We start from the raw sequence: 19087 nt of genomic DNA on the forward strand, positions 1-19087 counted from the left end.
CGCGCCACCGAGCGTCCCGACGCTGCCGCCAGTGGCCGCAGCCGCTTGACAACCCCATAGAGACGCCCCCCGTAGGCGCCGTCTCGACGAACTCGCCAGGATTGCCGACCACCGACCACCTTGGGCTTGGGCCATCGCCAGACCCCAGAGTCACATGATAAGCGGCATTATCTTGTGGACTATATATTGCATTGCATAGCAAAAAAATAAAATGCTATGAAATAAAATTTGACGCTATGCTACGTATTTGCTAGTTTCGGCGCGTGACCGAGTACAGCGCGGTGGACGCCGCGGGGCCTCAGGTGATCGCGTGCGAGTTTCCGATGCCGGGCGGCTGTCCGAACGTCATGGAGTACGCGGGCGTCGGCCGCAAGCCGAAGTACTGCCAGCAGGTCGTCGGCGGCCTCCGGCACGTCGCCTACACCGCGCACCGCGTCGCCACCGGATCGGTCACCGTCCCCGAGCCGGGCAGTCAGCCGCCCTCGGCGACCGAGCGCGCCACTCCCCCGCGGCCGGTGAGCCAGGCCCGCGCCACCGCCGCGAAGCTGCACGAGCAGCTCGGCAACCTGGTCGACCGTCAGCTGCAGCCGCTGATCAGCCAGCTCGTCGAGGCGCTGCACGTCGCCGCCGACCCCGCGTCCACCACGGCGGAGGTCGACGCCGTGCAGCGGGAGGCCCGCACCCGCATCGATACCGCCGAGGCCGCGGCCGAGGACGCGCTCGCCCGCGCCGAGGTGGCCGAGCGCGCGGCCGACACCGCCCGGCTCGCCCAGGCCGACGCCGAGGAGGTCGCCAACCAGGCCCTGACCGAGCGCGATGACGCGCGCGAGCAGCGCGACCGGCACGAACGCGCGGCCGCGTCGCTCGCCAGCGACCTGGACGAGGTCCGCGCCGCCCTCGCGACCGCCGTGAACGACGGCGCGACCAGCGCCGAGGCGCTGGCTGAGGCTCGACGCGAGATCGACCGCCTCACCGCGCGACTCCTGGCCGCCGAGGCCGCACGCGACGAGGTCCGGATCGAACTCGCCGGCGCGAGGCAGGAGGTACGCGACCTCACCGAGGCCCGCGACGAGGCCCGCGCCGCGTTGGCGGCCGAGCGCCGCGAACTGGGTGAACAACGCCGCCGCACCGAGCTGGCCGAACAGCGCATCGCCCGCGACGAACTGACCATCGCCTCACTGACCGAACAGCACACTGCGGCCCGCGAGGAGGCGCGCGACCAGCACGAACGTGCCGCCACCGCCCGCGCCGAACTCGCCGCGGCGACCGCGCAGATCGAGGCCCTGCGCGACGCGGCGGCCACCGCCGCCGCGCACGCCGACCAGCGCCTCGCGGATGCCCGTGCCCGCCACGACGAGCAGCTCGCCGAGCTCCGCGTCCAGCTCGGCCAGGCCGGCGACCCCCACGGCACGGCCGCCGCGAGCGGCTCCACCCAGCACTGACCCCGCGATCCACTGGCACCACGATCGATGTCGTCCGGGCCACCTCAGGCGCTCGGTCCTCCGCCACACGGCGCCTACCGTTTGACCGACGAGGTCAGAAACCGGTTGCGGCGACAACGCACCGCTGCGCGTGCTGCTGGATCGGCTTGTAGCTCGCGACAAAGCGGTGTCCTCGCAGTCGCACCCGGCACGCACTGCTGGCGCGGCCTACCGCACGCCGACTGGGCTCGACGAGCAACCGGCTCCTGGGATTCCATCCCAGCCCAGTCCGAGACACCACTCCCCCCGACGCAAGCCACCACCTGGCGAGTCACCTCGCCGGGGAGTCACTGGTGGAGCCGGAGCAAGCACGCGGGGAAGCGGGAAGGACGCGCGGGATGCCAGCCTAGAGCCGCCAATCCACATCGGGACCTAGCGCTGTTCGGGTGTTTAGGGCCGCTGCGCTAGGGCCAAGACCCTGCGGGCCGTTGTTGGTTGGTTGTCAGATTATCTGCGTCAATGCTTGCCAAGCTGCGTGCTGCCGCCCGCTGCTTACTCTGCTTACTCTGCGAGCTGCTTGCGAAGTCGGTTCTGGGCCTTCTGCATATGCCGGGTGGCATCGGCGAAGGCCTGCGCGAAGTCACCGTCACCCCCATCAGATAGGACACGGTCAGCCTCCGCCAGCGCGTTGTCGAGGTGCTGAATGACCGCCGATGCCGCAGTGCGGCGCCTGAGGTCCGGGTCCGTCGCGTCGGCCAGGGCCTCGCGGGGTGAGGTCGCAGCTTCAGCCGCGGCACCTGAGGTGTCCGCCGAAGCAGCGGCGGGCTCGCTATCGCTGGAAACCTGGTTTACAAGCGGGGGCACGAGATGGAGGGGACCCTCCTCCCCTACTGCGGGATTTGAGGGCGTTACCTCAGTGCTTTCGGCGACCTCGGCCGCCGGAGCACCGGGGCGCTGCTCGACGAACGGCGGCCCGGCCGCAAGAACAGTCCGCTGTTCGTCCGCAGGCATGCCCCCGAGCCGGCGGGCGTCCTTGATGGACAGAGTTCCGGCACGAAGCTGGTCTTGGAACTCCGGAATCAGTTGGAGCAGCGCCACGCGCTGCGAAACATATGTGTGGCTCTTCCCGATTGCCTCGGCCACAGACCGCAGGGTCTGCCCAGCTCGGTTCAGACGCCGCTGCAGGTGAGCGGCTTCGAGCAAGGGGGGCAAGTCCTTGCGGTGGATGTTCTCGATCAGCACCCGGTCCTCGAGATCATCCAGGCTTTGAACCTCGCTTTCGACACGAACGTCGAAGGTGTCGAGCCCTGCGAGCAGAGCCGCGGCGAGGCGCCGGTTGCCGACGTAGACCACCCAGGGAGCCGGCCCCAGCTGTGCCTCGCAGTCCGGATACAGAGTGACGAAGTCCGAGCGCGAGATCACGAGAGCAGGCTGCAACTGACCAACTTGCTTCATGCTGTTGGCGAGCTCGACGACTTCGGGGTCGTCGTCCGGATAGCGTGGATTCTGAGGGTTCGGTTGGACCTCAGTGAGACGCAGAGCGGTCGGACGAGCTGCCCTTGAGCGCATTGCCTCCCGCGCCTGGATCGCAGTCCCCGCTCGCGCCGCTGCCCGCTGCTCCATCGCAGCGAAGTCTTTCTTCGCGACCACGTCCGTCACGCTCCTTCTGCATGCGCGCGGACGCCGTCGATCACAGCGTCCTCAGTTGAGTCAGTGACGTAGAGCTCTTCATGGTGTGGCCCGTCAGGGTCGAACTCGAGGAACGGCTCCGGTTCCCAGGCCTCCGCCGGGCTCAGGCCGGCCGCGATGTCGAGGCGAAGGGCGACCTTCCGATACGCGTCGGCGATCGGGGCAGATGGCCGATAGTCGGTAACTGGCTCTCCGGAGAGCCACGCCTCCTCGACGATCGTCGCGAGCGGCAAATGAGCCAAGATCGGCAGCGGCTCGACGAGTCCGTCCGGGTCGGGGAGCGTGTAGCGCTCGAGCTCGGCCATCTTGAAGCGCTGGATGCCGGACAGTGGACGCCGGTAAAGCCCCGGGACCATGCCGTACAGCTCCCGCCGAGGCAGCCGCAGGTCGTTCTCGATCGCTGCGATCTGATCGATCAGCAGGCGCAGCGCTCGCAGAGAGGTGTTGCTGGGCTGAACTGGAATGACGACGCCATCGGCGGCGACCAGAGCAGTGTCGGTAAGGATGTCGAGCGAGGGCGGGCAGTCGATGAGGATGTGGTCGTAGGCATCGGACGGCAGCTGCTCGAGCAGCCGAGCCAGCTTCGTCTCTGGGGCACGCCGGCTGTAAAGGTCGCGTACGACCAGGAACATCGCGAGCGTTGTCGGGATGACGTCTAGCTGACCGCCACCGGCGTATGGCGGTCGGGAGATGATCAAATCCTGGATCGGTCCTTCGTACTCCCCGGTCAGCGCCCTAGCGAGATTCGGCCCATCCTGGTCAGCCTCAGGCAGGCGGAGCGCCTCACACGTCAGATGTCCCTGGGGGTCCAGGTCGATCATGAGGACTCTGCGCCCCATCTCCGCGAGTGCGCCTCCCGCTCCAACCGTGACGCCGGTCTTGCCCACTCCCCCCTTCTGGTTGAGGAAGGCGGTGACGAGGGGCAGCGAGACGGCGGCATGAGCCGAGGATGTAAACCGGGTTGCCACGTAGACCTACCGCTTCGGGTTGTCGGTGAAAACGTCCTGGTCGATGAGCCACTGCCGCCAGTACGCGACTCTCGCAGGGTCGGCGACGAAGCCGGTTGGCCACCCGTCCGTGACGATGTGGCGGAGAGCGTCGCGCACACGGCTGCGCCCGATCCTGGACCGGGAGTTCAGCCGGGCGAGCTGCGGATCGACGACCGCGTGCATCGCCCGGGCCGTCTGGTCGAGGGTAAAGGTGATCTGACGGTGCGCGACCAGCACCTCCGTACCGTTCTCGTCGCGACGCGCGACGAGGGCACTCTCACGCATTAGCCGTCCTCCAGAACAGTCCCAGGAACGGTACCCACAAGGGCGCGATCGGGTTGGTTGACACGCCTGGCCCGAACGACCGAACTGTCGCGACAGCGAAGCCATAGAGGCCGCAGTGGCGACTCGGCAGTCATGCGCAGAGGCCAGCGGAGCTCCGCGCTTACACGCGGCTGGGGCATGGAAACCCGGTTTACAGCGCGGCACGCGTCTGCACTCCCCCAGACCCGTCCGTCTGGGTTCCGGACGGCGTAACGACCTACCGTCCGCGACCGAATCGTCACCCGTGCGCCGCGCCCTGATCATGACCATTGCCGCCATCGCTGCCGCGAACCTAGCCGCATGCAGCAGCTCCCCCAACGCGCCGGCAGCCAACCCTGGCGGTCCGTCGAGCACGACTCAGCCGGCTGCTGCCGCCACCCCGTCGGCGCCACCCGCAGCGACGACGCAGACGAAGTCCGGCCAAGGAACGGACGTCGTCACGCTCGACACCCCCGTTGAGGTCGGCATCCTCAAGGTCGACTGCTCGAAATGCACGGGCACAGTCGAGGTGAAGACCGACGCGGAGTATGACCCGAACATCGTGTTCTACGGGCACGAGGCGCCGTACGTGGGCACATCCTGGCTGGGTATGCGAGGGGACACGGTCACCCGGATACAGGTCAACACCAAGGGGTCCTGGACGGTGACCGTCGGCGGGCTCGATCTCATCCGCGTGGTCGACGGCAAGAACCCGATCACCGGGAAGGGCGACGAGGTCCTAAGACTGACGACGCCGGCTGGCGCCGCCGCGATCACAAACAAGGGCGGCCAGTACAGCAACTTCACCGTCTGGGTAATGACCGATGGGACGTCGAGCCCGGAGCTGGCGGTGAACGAGGTCGGCGGCTCATACGACGGCACGGTCATGTTTCCCGTAGCCGGGCCGGACAAGATTCAGCTGGTGCAGGTGAAGTCGGATGGGAACTGGACGATCACGCCCAAGTAGCGGGGCGTGCTGGACCGCCGTTCGCCAAGGACGGACTTCCTTCCTGCAGTGCGCCTCGTCGACGGCTGCGAGCGCCAGCAGGAAAATCACGGACCGGGGGAGCGTTCGAGGGGGCTGGGCCGCGGCCGGGACCGTGGCAGCGTCGCGCCACGCTCGTATCCTGTCCTGTCTCCCAGGCCGGACCAGCAGTGACATTCCGCTGAAGGGACTTTGGAAACCCGGTTTACACGAAGCCTCAACGGGGCCAAACACGCAACCGCAGTCCGGTCAACAAGGCTCTGCGGGACCGCTGGCGGCGCCTCCACCCCCGAACACACCCTCTCTGACCAGCCAAGCCCGCCAGTACTGGACCCGTGCGGGATCGGGCTGAAAGTCCTCGGGCCACCCATCAAGGACGATCGACCGAAGGACCTCGCGAACCCGTGACCGCCCGACGCGATTCCGAGCGCCGAGTCGCCCTAGATGAGAGTCGACGATGGCGTGCATTGCACGGGCTGCTTCGTCGAGGGTGAAGGTCACGGGTTTGTGCACCACAAGAACCTCGCGGCCGTAGTCGTCCCGGCGCGCGACCAGGGCGCTCTCTCTCATCCGGACCTCCCTCAACCGTCCTCGGCCCCATTAACGAGAACGGTACTAGGTAAAAGGGCGACACATCCTGTCGTGTGCTTGCTGTACCCGCCGCGACCAGCGGAAACGTGAGACGTAGAGGGCGGAAGCCGGGTTGTGCCAACACGCTGCGTAGATACAGAACGCCGGGATGACTACACAGCGCGGCAAGATGATTCGGCCGCCCGCGGAGGCCGCCGCGGGCCCGTGCTACTCGACCTCGCCAGGGTAGGAGGGGTACAGCGCTGACCAGGAGGTATTGGCAGAACGGAGGTCATGGTCGATCGCGAGCTCGTTGAACACGGAGCTGCTTGTGAGATCCGCCAGTGCGAAGCGAATCAGCTGAACAGATCCTGGCGTGACGACGTCGTCACGCAGGTCACGGGCGATCTCAATAACCCACTCTGCTGTCTCGACGTCGAGCAGATCGCGGTGTGTCACAAGGGCCTGGGCAACAGCAAGCACTTCGGAGCGGTGGCGGTCTATCCAGCGAGCCTCGCGCGCATGTTTGTCCTGGTCGGGACCCTTGAGCGTCGCCATCGGTGCTTCTCCGCGGAGGCGGGCGATCTTTGCGCGTGCCAATCGGAGTCGGTCGTGGACACCCTGCCGGCTGCGGACGCCGAGCAGCTTGCCGATCCGCCGAGGTGGGACCTGGAGCCGGTGCGCGCGCTCGAGCAGCCACAGCTCCGCTTCTTCACCAAGCCACCAGAGGCGGACACGCAGGACGAACCCATCGAGCAGGTCGGCTTCGATCACCGACCGTGGGAGCCCGCCTCGGTGCCGCTGTAGGTAGACCAGCACGTTCGCCGGGTCGCGGTCGAGTTGCCAGAGATCAGGATCGTCGACGGCCCGGTGGCGGTCGATGATTCGCTGGATCGCGGCGTCGGCCTCGGCCGCGGTCACAGGTGGGGGAGTGGCCACCCCGTCAGATTAATTCTGACGCGGGCGACAGGGCACTCTGCCCGAGCTGCGGTGTCCAGGTCGGATTCGAAGTCACGAGGCTTGGAAACCGGGTTTCCACGGTGACACGGGGGATGGCCCGGCGCCCCGGACGTCCTCGCCGCCGTCGTCGACCTGGTCCGGCGCGAGGCGCTGCGCATCATCGGCCAGCTCTACAACGCCACCGCGCCGAGAGGGCGAGCCGCCCGGTGCCGAGTGGTCAGGGACGAGATGGTCAGGGACCAGGTGAGCAGGGACGGCGGCGACCGCTGCCTCGTAGGACCAACGGCAGGAGTGGGCGCCTGATGTGGCGGGCCGCCTACCTCGCAGGAGGGGGGGGGCGGCGCCCTAACATCCGGTCGACGTCGGGCGGACCCCGGAGTCGGCGCATCCTGCTTACGGAGGGAGCCTTCGGGATGCGCGAGGCCCGCCGTCCCGACTCGCCCCGAGAGCAGAAGGGGGGTGAGCCGCATGACGGGAAACCTCCTCAGGGCCGGCGACGAGATCGATGCCGTGGTCACGATGGCGAAGCCGTTCGGGCTCCTGGTCGAGGCCGACGGCGGGCTGACCGGACTCGTCCGTAACGCCAACGCCACGGTCGGCGCGACGGTGCGGTTGCGCGTGGTCGAGTACGACGCTGCCAGGTCGCGGTTCAGCGCGACGACCGTCGGCTGACGGTTCGGCCCGGTCGCCGTGCTCCGGCGGCCGGGCCCGGCGTCGTCCGGCGCGGGCCGGCGTCGTCCCGCGGTCCGGCGCCGGAGACCTTGGTGAGGCCAGGGTCGTCCGGTCGCCCTGATCAGCTCAGCGCCGACCGCGGCCGCGTGGTCGGACGGCGGGTGGGCAGCCCAATGCTCGGCGGACACCCACACTGGTCGCACAGGGAAACCCGGGAGGGACGGGCTTGGACGCCCTGCCCTCGCTTGCGTGCAGCCAGGGCGTGAGACGCTAAGGTATCGAACACTTGTTCGATTGACTCGACGATACGACGATCCTCGAGTGACCCCGTACCGCCGCACCCCGCTGACCCCTGAGCGGCTTGCCGCCATCGCCGCTGACGTTGAGGCTGACGCGGACTGGCGACGTGAACCGTGTCCGTGCGGCGCCCGCGACGCCACGCACGGTTGGCACCCGTGCCGCTGCGGTGGCCACCGCACCAAACACTGCTGGGCGTGTGGGCGAGAAGACTTCCGGCCCGAGCTAGGGGAGCGGTGCGCCGATCCGAGTTTCGGGCCTCCTCCGCCCGGGTTTCCGACCGCGGATCGCCCGTGACGAGCGATCACGCGGAGCGTGGGACGGGTGCGCGGCGGGGCAGACTTCAACCCGGTGTGGCGCACGAGGAAATTTCCTTTCCGACGATCAGGGCCGCCGCCCCTGGCTCCCTCAACGCGATGCGTGTACGCGCGCGCGAGGCAGTGAAATTTCCCGCTGACATCCAACGCGTGGGGCTGGGTCCATCGAGGCCTCCGCCCGGGTCGGCCACATGTGTTGCCAACCCGGATTAGTCACGCCTAGTCTCGACCTCTAGGATTCGGCGACTACTGAGACGGGGACCGGGATGATCACTCGACTGCTGGCGGCGTCGGACTGCCGGGACGGCAACTGCCCGACGGTCTGGGCGACCGACCGTGACACGGTCCTCGTGCAGGGCTACGTCGAGCGGCCGCGGCGCGCGCACGCCATCACTGTTCGGGTCCCGGGACCGATCCTCGACGGGGCCGCAGCGTCGATGCTGTGCGGGACTCCGCCGATGATTCCGAGCCAGGCCGGCCCGCTGTCGGAGTGGACCATCGAGCCCGCCGGGGACGACTTCCTGGTGACCGGACACGGCGACACACCCGACGCCGAGGCGTGTAGCGCACCCGACGGTGAAGCGGTGGTTGAACTGCCCGCCGTCGCCCTCACCCGGCTCCCAGCCACCCGAGAGGAGGCAGTGGCATGACCCCCGAGGACCTGAGCGAGCTGTACCGAAGCTTCGAGCGCACGGCTTTCCGCCTCGAGTGCCGTGACACCTACGCGATCCCTGGCGAGGACCCCGACTTCGACGACTTCCTGGCCGGGCGCCCAGTGGCTCCCCGCACTGTCGACAACAGCGACTGGCTCGCGAACATCGCGACCCAGGTAGCTGCTGGCAAGCACTTCGGGCGGGTCCGGCTGCTCGGGCGCCCCGTCACGGATTACACCCGTTTCGAGCTCGCCAGCTACCCGGAGAACATCGCGGCGGGCGAGCAGGTGTGGATTCTGGACCGGCAGCGTCTCGAGGCCAGCAACGATGCCTGGACCCACCAGGACTTCTGGCTCTTCGACGACCGCATTGCCGTCCTGCAGCACTACGACGACGCCGGCCGGTTCCTCGGAGTGGAACAGGCCCGCGACGCGAGCCCGTATGTCGCGATCAAGCGGCGCGCCCTCGCGCTGGCAGTGGCCTTCGAGGACTTCCAGTTCGTCCCCGCCCAGCGGCAAGGGTGGCACGACCAGCAAAGCCGGGTCGGGGCCCTTGACCAGTGACCGTGATCCGACCCTCAGCCAGCAACAGCGATGGCTAGCAGCGCGTCTCAAGCAGCTGCGGCTCGACGCTGGGCTCTCGGCTGAGAAGCTCGGATCTCGGCTGGGCTGGTCGCAGAGCAAGACGTCGAAGATCGAGAACGGCCGGACACCTCCCTCGGTCGACGCTGTCCGCTCATGGCTCGACCAGTGCCGCGCCGATGACGAGCTCCGCGTCGAGCTGCTCGACGCTGCGCGGGAGCTAACGACTCGCGTTCAGACCTGGCGTCAGCTCCATCGCGCAGGGCCAGCCGACCAGCAACGAGTACGGGCGGCTCGCGACGCCGAGACCACCGGACTCGGGATCTACCAGTCCGAGGTCGTTCCTGGTCTGCTCCAGGTTCCCGAGTACACGCGCCGAATGCTCGAAGTCCACAGCCAGGTGCCGGCTGCCGACATCCCTGCGATGGTCGCTGCACGGCTCAGCCGCCAAGCGATCTTGTTCGACGACACCAAGACCTTCGACATCGTCATCACAGAGCAGGCGGCGCGCTGGCGGCCCGGCAGCATCGCCACGACGCTCGCGCAGCTCGACCGACTCGCCACACTCGCTCAGCTCCCGAACGTCTCGATCGGCATCGTGACGCGCGAAGCGCAGGAAACGGCGCCGCTGCTGCACTCCTTCGTCATCAGCCGGTACCCGGACGGTGCCGGCCTCGTCGAGATCGAGACTCTCACCGCAGAGCAGACAGTCGCAGGTCCGGTCGACGTCGCGCGCTACGAGCAGTTCCTTCGCGACCAGCAGGAACGAGCCGTCCACGGTACCGACCTGCGTGCTCTTCTTGACGCGCTGGCCGCCGATCTGCGATCGCGTCAGAGCTAGAACGCCACTGCCAAGAGCGACCCAAGAGCGCTGTCCGTGATTAGTCAGACTAGGTCTGGACAGTTTGACTAGGCATGACTAGTCTTGATCCATAGAAGGGCCCCGGCGGGTGCAACCGCCGAGGCCCGGTGAGCGAACAAGCCCGCCTCCCGCCAGAGAGGAAGCCAGACGCCCATGACCACCGTATCCGTGGTTCTGCACGCCCCCGCCTGGGGGCCGCAGCACACAACCCCTTGCCAGGCTGAACCGGAGCTGTTCTTCCCGGTCAGCGAGGACGGACCGCGGTCCATCGCTCAGATCACCAAGGCGAAGCGACTGTGCCGAGGCTGCTCGCGAGTCGAGGACTGCCTGCAGAACGCGCTCGACGAGGGTCACGACCACGGCATCTGGGGCGGCACGACCACTGCAGAGCGCCGCGATATCCGCCGGCGCCGCAAGACGGCTGGCGCCGCGCGATGAGCACGGCGCTCAACGGTCATCGCGTGCCGAACCCGCTGGACACCGAGCCTCTCCAGGACGTCGACGTGCCTGACGACATCGCCGAGGGGGTATCTGCTGCCACAGGAGAGGACAGCGCGCTCCGCCTGTCACGCAGTGCGCCGCGGGTGCGGAAGAGCGCTGACCCGGTTGCCCAACTCGCCGAGGAGGTGCACCGAGCCCGAGGGCTGGTCGCCCTACAGGACGACGAGGCTCTCCAGCTCGCTCTGTCGGCTCGCGAGCGCGCCGCGGACCGCAAGGTCACCGAGCGGCTGCGGGCGTTTGACCGGGCCGAGCGACGACGGTCCGGTGCCGAGCAGGCCCGTGAGGCCCGACGCGCCCGGGCCGACGCACGGTGGACCGTCCGGGCCCAGCGGGGTCGCCAGCGCCTGCTCAACCCCAACCGCCGCCTGGCAAGCACCTACCGCCGCTACGTGATCCTCTCCGTCTTCCCGATCGCAGTGATCATCGGCGGCGTCGCTTGGATGTCGGCGTCCGTGCACCACGGCGTCGTTGGCGTCCACGGGACGTGGCTGGGCTACCTGATCGAGCCGATGGCGTCGGTGCTGCTGATCGTGTCGATGATCGCGCAGTTCACCGCCATCGAGAACCGCGAGGACTGCCCGAGGTGGTTCCTCTGGCTCGACGTAGGCATCGCCGCCGCATCGCTGTTCCTCAACATCGTGCCGTGGGGAGTCCGGTTCGGCTGGCAGTCCGCCGAACTCCCGGGCCATGTCTTTCCGCCGCTGCTCGTCGTCGCCGGTGTCGCCGTCTTCCACATGATCAACCGGCTCTTCGGTGGCATCTTGGTCAACCTGCACGACGAGCTCACCGAGACCCGACTCAACGAGCAGACCGCCGACGTCGTGGTCCTCTACGAGCGGGCCAAGCGCGAGATCGCCGCCGGGCGTCTCGCAGTGGGGGAGTCAGGCAAGCCGAGCAGGGAAGGCATCCGGCGCCTGTTCAACATCGGCAAGGGCCGTGCCCAGCTCACCGGTGACGCCTTCGACGTCGTCCACAACACCCTCGGACCAGCGGCCGAGTCCAGCGTGCCTGCGCAGGGCTGAACTCCTCAGCCCGGACTGGGCCATCCCGGGGCGCCTCCGGCACCGCGATGCGGGAGGCGCCCCCTCGAGACCAGGAGAGACGTCCGATGCCGGACACCCTGACCCTGACCCTGCTGACCGCCGACGGACGCCGCTGCGCACGAGCGCGACAGGTACACGCCGACGCCCAGGCCCCGCACACGCTCCTGCCTCACGTCCTCGAACTGGCCCAGCAGAACCACCTGCCGGGCAACGACTTCGAGACCGAGGTGGCCCTCGCAGACAGCGGCAAGGTCATCTACCTCCTCAGGTGCCTGGCATGAGCGGCCACCGTCGAGCGCTCGCGAATGGCGCGGCGCTCCCGCTGACACAGCGCAAAGGCCGGCCGGCCCGTCGGCGGGCGAGCCTCGCAGCCCGCTACGCGACGGCCGCGACACCGATCGAGCGGGCTCACGCCGCCTGGGCATACCTCCTCGGCGCTGCCGCCCGCCGCCAACCCGACCAGCACGTCGCCGACGAGCTGCTCGACGACGTCGCGCGGATGCTCATCCGCGTCGGCGACCAGCTCCTGCAGCTCCAGGCCCGTGAACCGCTGCACCCGGACCGGAGGCAGTCATGACCGACCCGACCTCGGCAGCCGAGCAGACGGGCCCGGACGGGGACAACACCCTGGAGGTGGCGGTGCCCCGTACGGTGGGCGAGCTGGCCCGCGCCAAGCTCAAGACGACGTCGCAGACGCCGGCACCAATCCCCGCAGCAGAGGTCGCCGCCACCTCTGACCAGGACGACCGCAACCCGAGGGCCGGACTGCACCCCCGGCTCATGGCCTCGGTCAAGGAGCTGCGGTTCGTCTCCGAGCAGCCCAGCTCCCTGCACGACGTCGTCGCCCTTGCCGCTCGCGGTGAATGGACCGCTGCCGAGGCAGGACCAGCGCGCGCACTCGCCCAGATCCACGCGACCGCCATCCAAGTCCCGCTGCTCACCGTGGCCTACTTCCTGGCCTGGTCCTGTCGAAGCCCCGCCCGACTGTGGACGGTCTTCGCGTTCGTCAACACCCTCGGTTCGGCGCTCAACACCATTCCTGTCATCAACTTGGTCATCCCCGACTGGCTCACCTGGGGATTCTGGCCGCCGTTCTGCTGGATCTTCTGATGCTGTACTCCTACGAACAAAGGATGGAAACATGAACTGGGGAGTTGCCTCGATTTGCGCTGTTGCGCTCGTCGTCGGGGCCTGGACCTACTGGCACAAGGACGCCCCAAAGTTCACCACCTTCCTGTTTCTGGTCGGGGGCATCGGATTCGGTGGTGCCCTCGGCAAGTGGATCGGCGATCACCTCAGCCAAGCTCTCGGAACCGTCGGGACCACCACTGGCACGCTGATCGGCTTCTCCACGTCGGCCATCGTCGCCGCGATGGGGCTGGTCGCGACCCTAGAAGTCGTGGTCAAGGGCATGCACCCGAAGAGGGCGAAGCCCAAGCGCTGGCACCCATGGCTGGCCTTGGCGCTGCCGCTGATCGTCACGGCCACAGGCGTTCCCGTGATCACGCAGCTCATGCACGCATTCGCCTCCGGTGTCGGAAACGTCGGCAGTGCTCTGTCGAATCTCGGGCTGGGCGGGTGATCTAAGTGGAACTGCTCATCCTGTCCATGCTCTTCGCTTGGGGGATAGTCCGATACGGGGCCACCGAATTTGTCGCCGCACGGTCGGGCACCGAGGCCCCGCGAATCGCTGAGCGCCGCCAGCGTGCCGCCCACGCCCACGAGAGGGCCATGGCCAAGCTGGCCCGCCGCACTACCCCGACGATCGCCGAGGCCATCGGGGAACGGATCGCCGCACGGATCGCCAACCCTCGCGGGGGCCCCGCCCGCCAAGCCATGAACCAGTGGTGGGCCGACTCCTGGGGCTACGCCCTCGAGCGTCGCCGCCGGCGCCACCAGCGCGCCGAGGCCGGCGACCTCGGCCGTCAGCGCGCGGCCCGCGCCGCCAAGCAGTGGCTGCGCAACCGCACCAGCCGCAGTCAGGACGACCCCGATCAGCAGCAGCGGGTGTGGGCCGAGGCGGAGGTCGTGGACGAGGACAAGGGCGACGTCGTCGATGCCGAACTCGTCGAGGACGACCAGCCCAACCCGAGCCCGGCACCCGAGCCGGACATCCCGCAGCGCGACCAGGTGCCCACCGACCGCTTCGACGACCCGACCGCGCCGTCCGCTCCGGAGCCGGACCCGACTCAAGCCGCCCCGGTCACGCTGCCCCTCGCCAGCCTCACCGCAGCCACCGCCGAACTGCACGACATCGAGGCCTCCATGGCCTCGGTGACCCCTATCCGAGGAGGAATGACCATGACTGCCGCCCAGCACACGATGACCAGCGGAGAGACCCTCGACCCCGCCGCCGCGCTCGCCTTCGTCGACGGCATCCGCGACCTGGCCCAGCGCATGTTCACCGAGATCGAGCTGTCAGTGGCCACGCTGAGCCAGGCCGGCCTGGCCGGTGAGCCGATCGCGCTCCTGCGCCAGATGCAGGAGGCCGCCCAGGTCCTGGTCGGCAACAGCGAGGCCGCCAAGAGTCACTTCGAGCGTCACCTCGCCACCCAGGACGTCGTGCTCTCCGACGACACCCTCGCCGGCACCGTCAGCGGCACCTACGTCGGCACCCGCTCCTGACCCCGCCACTGCGCGAGGTGATCACAACGGCAATCGGCGTCGGAACCAAGACCAGCCGACGCCGCTGACCTCAGAACTTCGACAGCCCTGCCCCCACACCAGGTGGGCACCCGTGTCGCGGCGGAGCAGGGCACCACGACTCGCAAGACCAGCAATTTCAGCAGACAGCTCCGAGGAAGGGCGAGCGATGCAGCAGCGGACTCGACGCAGCAACGCCCGGCCGTCAGCCGACCTGTGCGTGGCACCGACCCGCGCCATCGAGGTCGCGCAGAACGCGCGCGCCGACCGAGGCCGTCGGGCCAGGCGACTGCCCTACGTCGCCGCGGGCGCGACCGCGGCCGCCGGGTACGGCGCTTGGGGGCTGAGCGAGCTGGCCCAGCTTGCTGCTGGGCCAGCCGGCGAGGTGGTCGTCTCGACCGGCACCGCCGGACTGTGCGCGGCGGCCCTTGGCATCCTGCGGCTGCACCGAGGTCCCGTCATCCCTGAGCGGTGGCGGCGGCGACTGTGGACCGCTGGCGCGAGTGCTGCTTCGTGGGTGACCGCGGCGTCGGCGGTCGGCCCGGTGAGCTGGCCGATGACCGCTGCGTTGGTCGTCGGCACCGCGGCCGCGTCGGCGTCGTGGCTGCGCGCCCACGAGGTGCCCACGCCGCCGAGCCTGGCGCTGCCGGGCCAGCCGATCGAGAAGCCGGTCCGGCCGGCCGCTGCCGACGAGGACCCGGGAGTGCTGCTGGTGCGGCGCTGGACTGAGAACATCGCAGCGGACGGCAAGCCGGTGCCCGGGTCGCTGCTCACCGAGCGGGTCGACCTGCCGCATGCGATCCGGTGGACCGTGCAGACCATCCCCGGCTCGACGTCGTTCTCAGCGATGTTCGCCCAGCGCGACCGGATCGCGGCTGGCCTGCGCTGGGGCTCTGCCCGAGTTCTGCTGGAGCCCTCCGACGTCGACGAGTCGGCCGCGGTCCTCACCGTCATCACCAAGGACATTCTCAAGGACGGCATTGCCTACACCGGGCCGCGCTACCGCGACGGCGTCATCGAGCTCGGCCCCTACGCCGACGGCTCGGGCTGGGGTGACTACGTGGCCGTCGACGGTGTCGGCTGCCGCAACGGAATGGCCACCGGCGAGCCCGGCAGCGGCAAGAGTGCCTTCCTCGAGGCGGTCGCGATGGGCCTGAAATCGTCAGGGGAGTGGGTCGTCCTCTTCGGCGACGGCGACCCCGAGGGCGGCAGCTCGCCCCTGCTCAACAACCTCGCCGACTGGGCTGCGGCCGGCCCACAGCAGGTCCTCCACCAGCTGGAGGCCCTGGAAGCCGCGCTCATCGTGCGCGGCATGCTCAAGCCCACCCTGACCGCCGGGCCGGACGGCGCCCCGATCCCGATCACCGACCCGACCACCCAGACCCCGGTCCGCGAGCTGCGCCCGAGCCGCCGGTTCCCGGCCATCAAGTGGATCCTCGACGAGCTGCACCGCCTCTCCGCCGATCCGTGGCTGACCGAGCGCCGGTTCATCCCGCGCCTCGAGCAGCTGGTCCGGATCGGCCGCAAGTACGGGATCGTTGTGCTCACCGGCAGCCAGTCGCTGCTGGCTCCCGACTACGGCAACAGCACCCCGCTGCGCGGGTACCTGGCCGCCAGGAACCTCTACGCGTTCCGCAACGGCAACAAGAGCGAAAAGGCCGTCGTGTCCGGCCTGGAGATCGCCCCGTCGGTGCTGCCCCCGGGCGGTGGCTACGCGTTCTCAACGGGCAGCGGCCGGCTGGCGATGCTGCGCGTGGCCTGGTCGCCAGACATGGCCCGGCACGCCGACGGACTGCCGGCCACCGCGCTCGACCCCGACACCGAGCTGGCCATTGCCCGGTTCCGACCCGCGGCCGACGCCGACCCGACCGTGGCCTTCGCCGAGCAGGCCGCGAAGCTCGCCGTCTGGCGTGCCCAGCAAGGCGCGGCGGCCCTCCCGTCGGACGCCGGTCCTGCGTCGCGGCCCGCAGTAGGCGGGTTGGCCGGGCTCGCGGTGCCGTCGGCGCTGACCACCGCCAATGTCGTCCCGATCCACCGCCCTGCCGCGCTCGCTGCACCAGCCACGAGTACGGACGTCGAGGCCGGTCCGGATCTCGAAGCGCTCAACAGCTCCCAGCGAATCGTGGTGACGGCGCTGAAGGCCGGCCACCGGCGTACGGGCGCGATCGCCGCCCAGACCGGGCTGCGTCTGCCCGCCGTCTCCAAGGCCCTGTCTGCCCTGGCCGACCTCGGGCTCGCCGAGCGCGTCGCCCACGGCAGCTGGGTCCCGGCCGGTGCCATCGCCGACCCGGCCGAACAGTCTTCTTAGTCGGTACGGTACCGAGTACTGTACCGACTAAGAGAGTCCAGACAGCAGGCAGCCCGGACGCTCACCTCCTACAGATCACGCCCGGGCTGCTCCGACCTCGCAAGATCGGAGACCTTCAGTGTCCCACCTCATCGACCACGTGCCGCCCACTCAGCCACGCTCGGCGGTTCGCATCACTGCGGCCGACCCTGAGACCGGCGAAGCGCTCGACCCCGACCTTGCTGCCGCGCTGTTCGAGCAGCTCATGGAGGCCGTGTTCGACCGCGCCATCGAGACGGAGGAATGGCAGCAGCGGGCGCCGTGCGCGCAGACTGACCCGGAGTCGTTCTTCCCGGAGAAGGGAGGCTCGGTCCGGGCCAAGCGGATCTGTGCGGGCTGCGAGGTACGGGCCGAGTGCCTCGAGTACGCACTCGCCCAGGACGAGCGATTCGGCATCTGGGGCGGCCTTTCGGAGCGTGAGCGCCGCCCGCTGCGGCGTGGCACGACCTCCCGCCGGGGCGCCGAGGATGGCGACGCCTGATGACACTCGGCCGCATCTCCCAGACGATCACCGCCCATCACCACCTCATCGGCGAGGACGGCGTCTCCAGCGCAGCCATTGAGATCGTCGTGGCCTACGCCACCGACGACCCCTACAGCGTCCAGTTCCATTTCCGCAGCGGCAGCGTCCGATGGTTCGTATCGCGAGACCTGGTGATCAGCGGGCTGGAGGCAGCCAGCGGGGAGGGGGATGTCCGGGTCTCCACGCACGGCACGGTCGGAGGAGACACCACGATCTTGACCTTGAACAACCACCAGGACCCGCCGGCCGACTTCACCCTCGGCGCCTACGAGCTGATGAGTTTCCTGCAGCTGACCGAGCAGATGGTCCCGCTCGGGGCCGAGACACGTCGGGTACAGCGGCAGATCGAGCGGATCGACTGGACGCGGCTGGCCGCGGGAGGTGCGGAGGCCGGTGGCTGAGCCCCGAAGGGCCCACCCCGAGAGGCGTCGGCAAACAGCCACCGGCCAGCGCTCGATCGGCAGCCGGGTCCACCAGAGACCACGCCCGACCGAGCGCAGTCAGCGTAGTCGCTTGAGGTCGCAACGCCCCCAGACAACTGAGCGAGCTTGGATAGCTCACGGGGGCGGCGCGGTGCGCGGACGTTGAGCTCGAGGCGGCGAGCGCGGGGTCCTCCAGGTACGTCAGGGAAGCACAGACTGTTAGGTGATCCACGTCAGAGCGATTCCGCGGCCTGCGGTGAGGATGCCGGTTCTGTTGTGGTCCTGCACGACGGTGAGGCTCCTGACTGGCCCGGGCTGAGGCAGCTTGAGGCGTAGCGTTCTCCTCGGCTCGAGGTCCCACACCCGCACGACTCTGTTGCCGCTGCCGGTAGCGGCGAGGGTGCGCCCGGCGGGGGTCACCACCGTCGCCATCGCGATCACGCGGTCCTCGTGGCCGGTCAGCGGCCGGCCGACCTGTTCTCTGGTGTTGAGGTCCCACACCCGCACGGTCCTGTCATCGCCGCCGGTGACGGCGAGGGTGCGGCCGTCGGGGGTCACCACCGTCGCCACCGTGACCTCGTGGCGGCCCAGGTCGGTCAGCGGCCGGCCGACTTGCTTTCCGGTGTTGAGGTCCCACACCCGCACGATCCCGTCCTCGCTGCCGGTGACGGCGAGGGTGCGCCCGTCTGGGGTCACCACCGTCGTCACCGTGACCTCGTGGCGGCCGAGGTCGGTCAGCGGCTGGCCGACCTGTTTTCCGGTGTTGAGGTCCCACACCAGCACGGCCCCGAGCCAGCTGCCGGTGACGGCGAGGGTCCGCCCGTCGGGGGTCACCACCGCTGCCACCGCGACCACGCGGCCGCCGGTGTCGTCGTCGGTCAGCGGCTGGCCGACCTGTTCTCTGGTGTTGAGGTCCCACAGCCGTACGGTCCTGTCGTCGCTGCCGGTGACGGCCAGGGTGCGCCCTTCCGGGGTCACCACTGTCGCCACCGAGACCACGCGATCCTCGTGGCCGATTAACTTGCTCATCTGTTCTCCGGTCGCGAGGTCCCACACCCGCACGGTCCTGTCATCGCTGCCGGTGACGGCGAGGGTGCGCCCGTCGGGGGCTACCACCGCCGCTACCGCCAATACGTCGCCGGGGTCGTCTACGTCGCCGGTGTCGTCGTCGGTCAGCGGCTGACCGTCCTGTTCTCCGGAGTTGAGGTCCCACACCCGCACGGTCCCGTCCCAGCTGCCGGTGACGGCGAGGGTGCGCCCGTCGGGGGTCACCACCGTCGTCACCGCGATCACGCGGTCCTCGTGGCCG

Annotated in this window: 21 protein-coding genes; 16 read left to right on the forward strand and 5 right to left on the reverse strand. The window is 69.1% G+C overall.

The genetic code is table 11. The features are described 5' to 3' along the window. Nucleotides 1–263: 263 nt before the first annotated feature. Nucleotides 264–1442, forward strand: coding sequence for a hypothetical protein (locus tag PSD17_RS01885; protein WP_339121093.1), 1179 nt, complete (start codon nt 264–266; stop codon nt 1440–1442). 540 nt (nt 1443–1982) lie between these two features. Here the strand turns inward: PSD17_RS01885 and PSD17_RS01890 are convergent. From PSD17_RS01890 to PSD17_RS01900, 3 genes are read right to left on the reverse strand one after another with little or no spacing between them, the layout of a single operon-like run. Then, nucleotides 1983–3080 carry a ParB/RepB/Spo0J family partition protein gene (locus tag PSD17_RS01890; protein WP_339121095.1) on the reverse strand — a complete coding sequence of 366 codons (1098 nt, stop codon included), beginning with the start codon at nt 3078–3080 and terminating at the stop codon, nt 1983–1985. After that, nucleotides 3077–4078 (reverse strand): ParA family protein, encoded by a 1002-nt coding sequence (locus PSD17_RS01895; protein ID WP_339121097.1) that lies wholly within the window; start codon nt 4076–4078, stop codon nt 3077–3079. Before PSD17_RS01895 ends, PSD17_RS01890 begins: the two co-directional genes overlap by 4 nt. 6 nt (nt 4079–4084) lie before the next feature. Beyond that, on the reverse strand, nt 4085–4336 hold the full coding sequence (locus tag PSD17_RS01900; RefSeq protein WP_339121098.1) for a hypothetical protein: 252 nt from the start codon (nt 4334–4336) through the stop codon (nt 4085–4087). A gap of 331 nt (nt 4337–4667) precedes the next feature. Here PSD17_RS01900 and PSD17_RS01905 point away from each other — a divergent pair, with 331 nt between their 5' ends. Then, a complete protein-coding gene (locus PSD17_RS01905; RefSeq protein WP_339121100.1) occupies nt 4668–5369 on the forward strand; it encodes a hypothetical protein in 702 nt (233 codons plus the stop codon). 816 nt (nt 5370–6185) lie between these two features. On the opposite strand, the gene PSD17_RS01910 is transcribed toward PSD17_RS01905, so the two are convergent. Then, nucleotides 6186–6878, reverse strand: coding sequence for a hypothetical protein (locus tag PSD17_RS01910; RefSeq protein ID WP_339121102.1), 693 nt, complete (start codon nt 6876–6878; stop codon nt 6186–6188). Between the two features lie 507 nt (nt 6879–7385). Here PSD17_RS01910 and PSD17_RS01915 point away from each other — a divergent pair. From PSD17_RS01915 to PSD17_RS01980, 14 genes are all read left to right on the forward strand, one after another. Further along, nucleotides 7386–7589 carry a hypothetical protein gene (locus PSD17_RS01915; RefSeq protein ID WP_339121104.1) on the forward strand — a complete coding sequence of 68 codons (204 nt, stop codon included), beginning with the start codon at nt 7386–7388 and terminating at the stop codon, nt 7587–7589. Nucleotides 7590–8469: 880 nt separating this feature from the next. Further along, complete coding sequence (locus PSD17_RS01920) at nt 8470–8853, forward strand: hypothetical protein (RefSeq protein ID WP_339121106.1); 384 nt, start codon at nt 8470–8472, stop codon at nt 8851–8853. Then, nucleotides 8850–9419: a DUF6879 family protein gene (locus PSD17_RS01925; RefSeq protein WP_339121108.1), complete on the forward strand. Its 570-nt coding sequence runs from the start codon at nt 8850–8852 to the stop codon at nt 9417–9419. Before PSD17_RS01920 ends, PSD17_RS01925 begins: the two co-directional genes overlap by 4 nt. Next, on the forward strand, nt 9409–10278 hold the full coding sequence (locus PSD17_RS01930; protein WP_339121110.1) for a helix-turn-helix domain-containing protein: 870 nt from the start codon (nt 9409–9411) through the stop codon (nt 10276–10278). Before PSD17_RS01925 ends, PSD17_RS01930 begins: the two co-directional genes overlap by 11 nt. A gap of 174 nt (nt 10279–10452) precedes the next feature. Beyond that, nucleotides 10453–10737, forward strand: a complete 285-nt coding sequence (locus tag PSD17_RS01935) for a WhiB family transcriptional regulator (protein WP_339121112.1) — start codon at nt 10453–10455, stop codon at nt 10735–10737. Between the two features lie 188 nt (nt 10738–10925). Beyond that, on the forward strand, nt 10926–11822 hold the full coding sequence (locus tag PSD17_RS01940; RefSeq protein WP_339121114.1) for a hypothetical protein: 897 nt from the start codon (nt 10926–10928) through the stop codon (nt 11820–11822). Nucleotides 11823–11908: 86 nt separating this feature from the next. Beyond that, nucleotides 11909–12124 carry a hypothetical protein gene (locus PSD17_RS01945; RefSeq protein ID WP_339121116.1) on the forward strand — a complete coding sequence of 72 codons (216 nt, stop codon included), beginning with the start codon at nt 11909–11911 and terminating at the stop codon, nt 12122–12124. Next, nucleotides 12121–12420 carry a hypothetical protein gene (locus PSD17_RS01950; protein ID WP_339121118.1) on the forward strand — a complete coding sequence of 100 codons (300 nt, stop codon included), beginning with the start codon at nt 12121–12123 and terminating at the stop codon, nt 12418–12420. The genes PSD17_RS01945 and PSD17_RS01950 overlap by 4 nt, the downstream gene beginning before the upstream one ends. Beyond that, entirely contained in the window at nt 12417–12953 is a 537-nt protein-coding gene (locus tag PSD17_RS01955) for a hypothetical protein (RefSeq protein ID WP_339121119.1), read from the forward strand. The genes PSD17_RS01950 and PSD17_RS01955 overlap by 4 nt, the downstream gene beginning before the upstream one ends. A 31-nt stretch (nt 12954–12984) precedes the next feature. After that, complete coding sequence (locus PSD17_RS01960) at nt 12985–13425, forward strand: hypothetical protein (protein ID WP_339121121.1); 441 nt, start codon at nt 12985–12987, stop codon at nt 13423–13425. A gap of 149 nt (nt 13426–13574) precedes the next feature. Further along, a complete protein-coding gene (locus PSD17_RS01965) occupies nt 13575–14468 on the forward strand; it encodes a hypothetical protein (RefSeq protein ID WP_339121123.1) in 894 nt (297 codons plus the stop codon). A 238-nt stretch (nt 14469–14706) separates the two neighbouring features. After that, a complete protein-coding gene (locus PSD17_RS01970) occupies nt 14707–16794 on the forward strand; it encodes a hypothetical protein (protein WP_339121124.1) in 2088 nt (695 codons plus the stop codon). A gap of 229 nt (nt 16795–17023) precedes the next feature. After that, entirely contained in the window at nt 17024–17314 is a 291-nt protein-coding gene (locus PSD17_RS01975) for a WhiB family transcriptional regulator (RefSeq protein ID WP_339121130.1), read from the forward strand. Next, nucleotides 17314–17757, forward strand: coding sequence for an SsgA family sporulation/cell division regulator (locus tag PSD17_RS01980; RefSeq protein WP_339121126.1), 444 nt, complete (start codon nt 17314–17316; stop codon nt 17755–17757). Before PSD17_RS01975 ends, PSD17_RS01980 begins: the two co-directional genes overlap by 1 nt. A 240-nt stretch (nt 17758–17997) precedes the next feature. Here the strand turns inward: PSD17_RS01980 and PSD17_RS01985 are convergent. Beyond that, nucleotides 17998–19087, reverse strand: a 1090-nt coding sequence (locus tag PSD17_RS01985; protein WP_339121128.1) for a WD40 repeat domain-containing protein, incomplete at its 5' end; no start/stop codon positions are given.

The organism is Pseudonocardia sp. D17 (assembly GCF_036984265.1).
Classification (GTDB): domain Bacteria; phylum Actinomycetota; class Actinomycetes; order Mycobacteriales; family Pseudonocardiaceae; genus Pseudonocardia; species Pseudonocardia benzenivorans.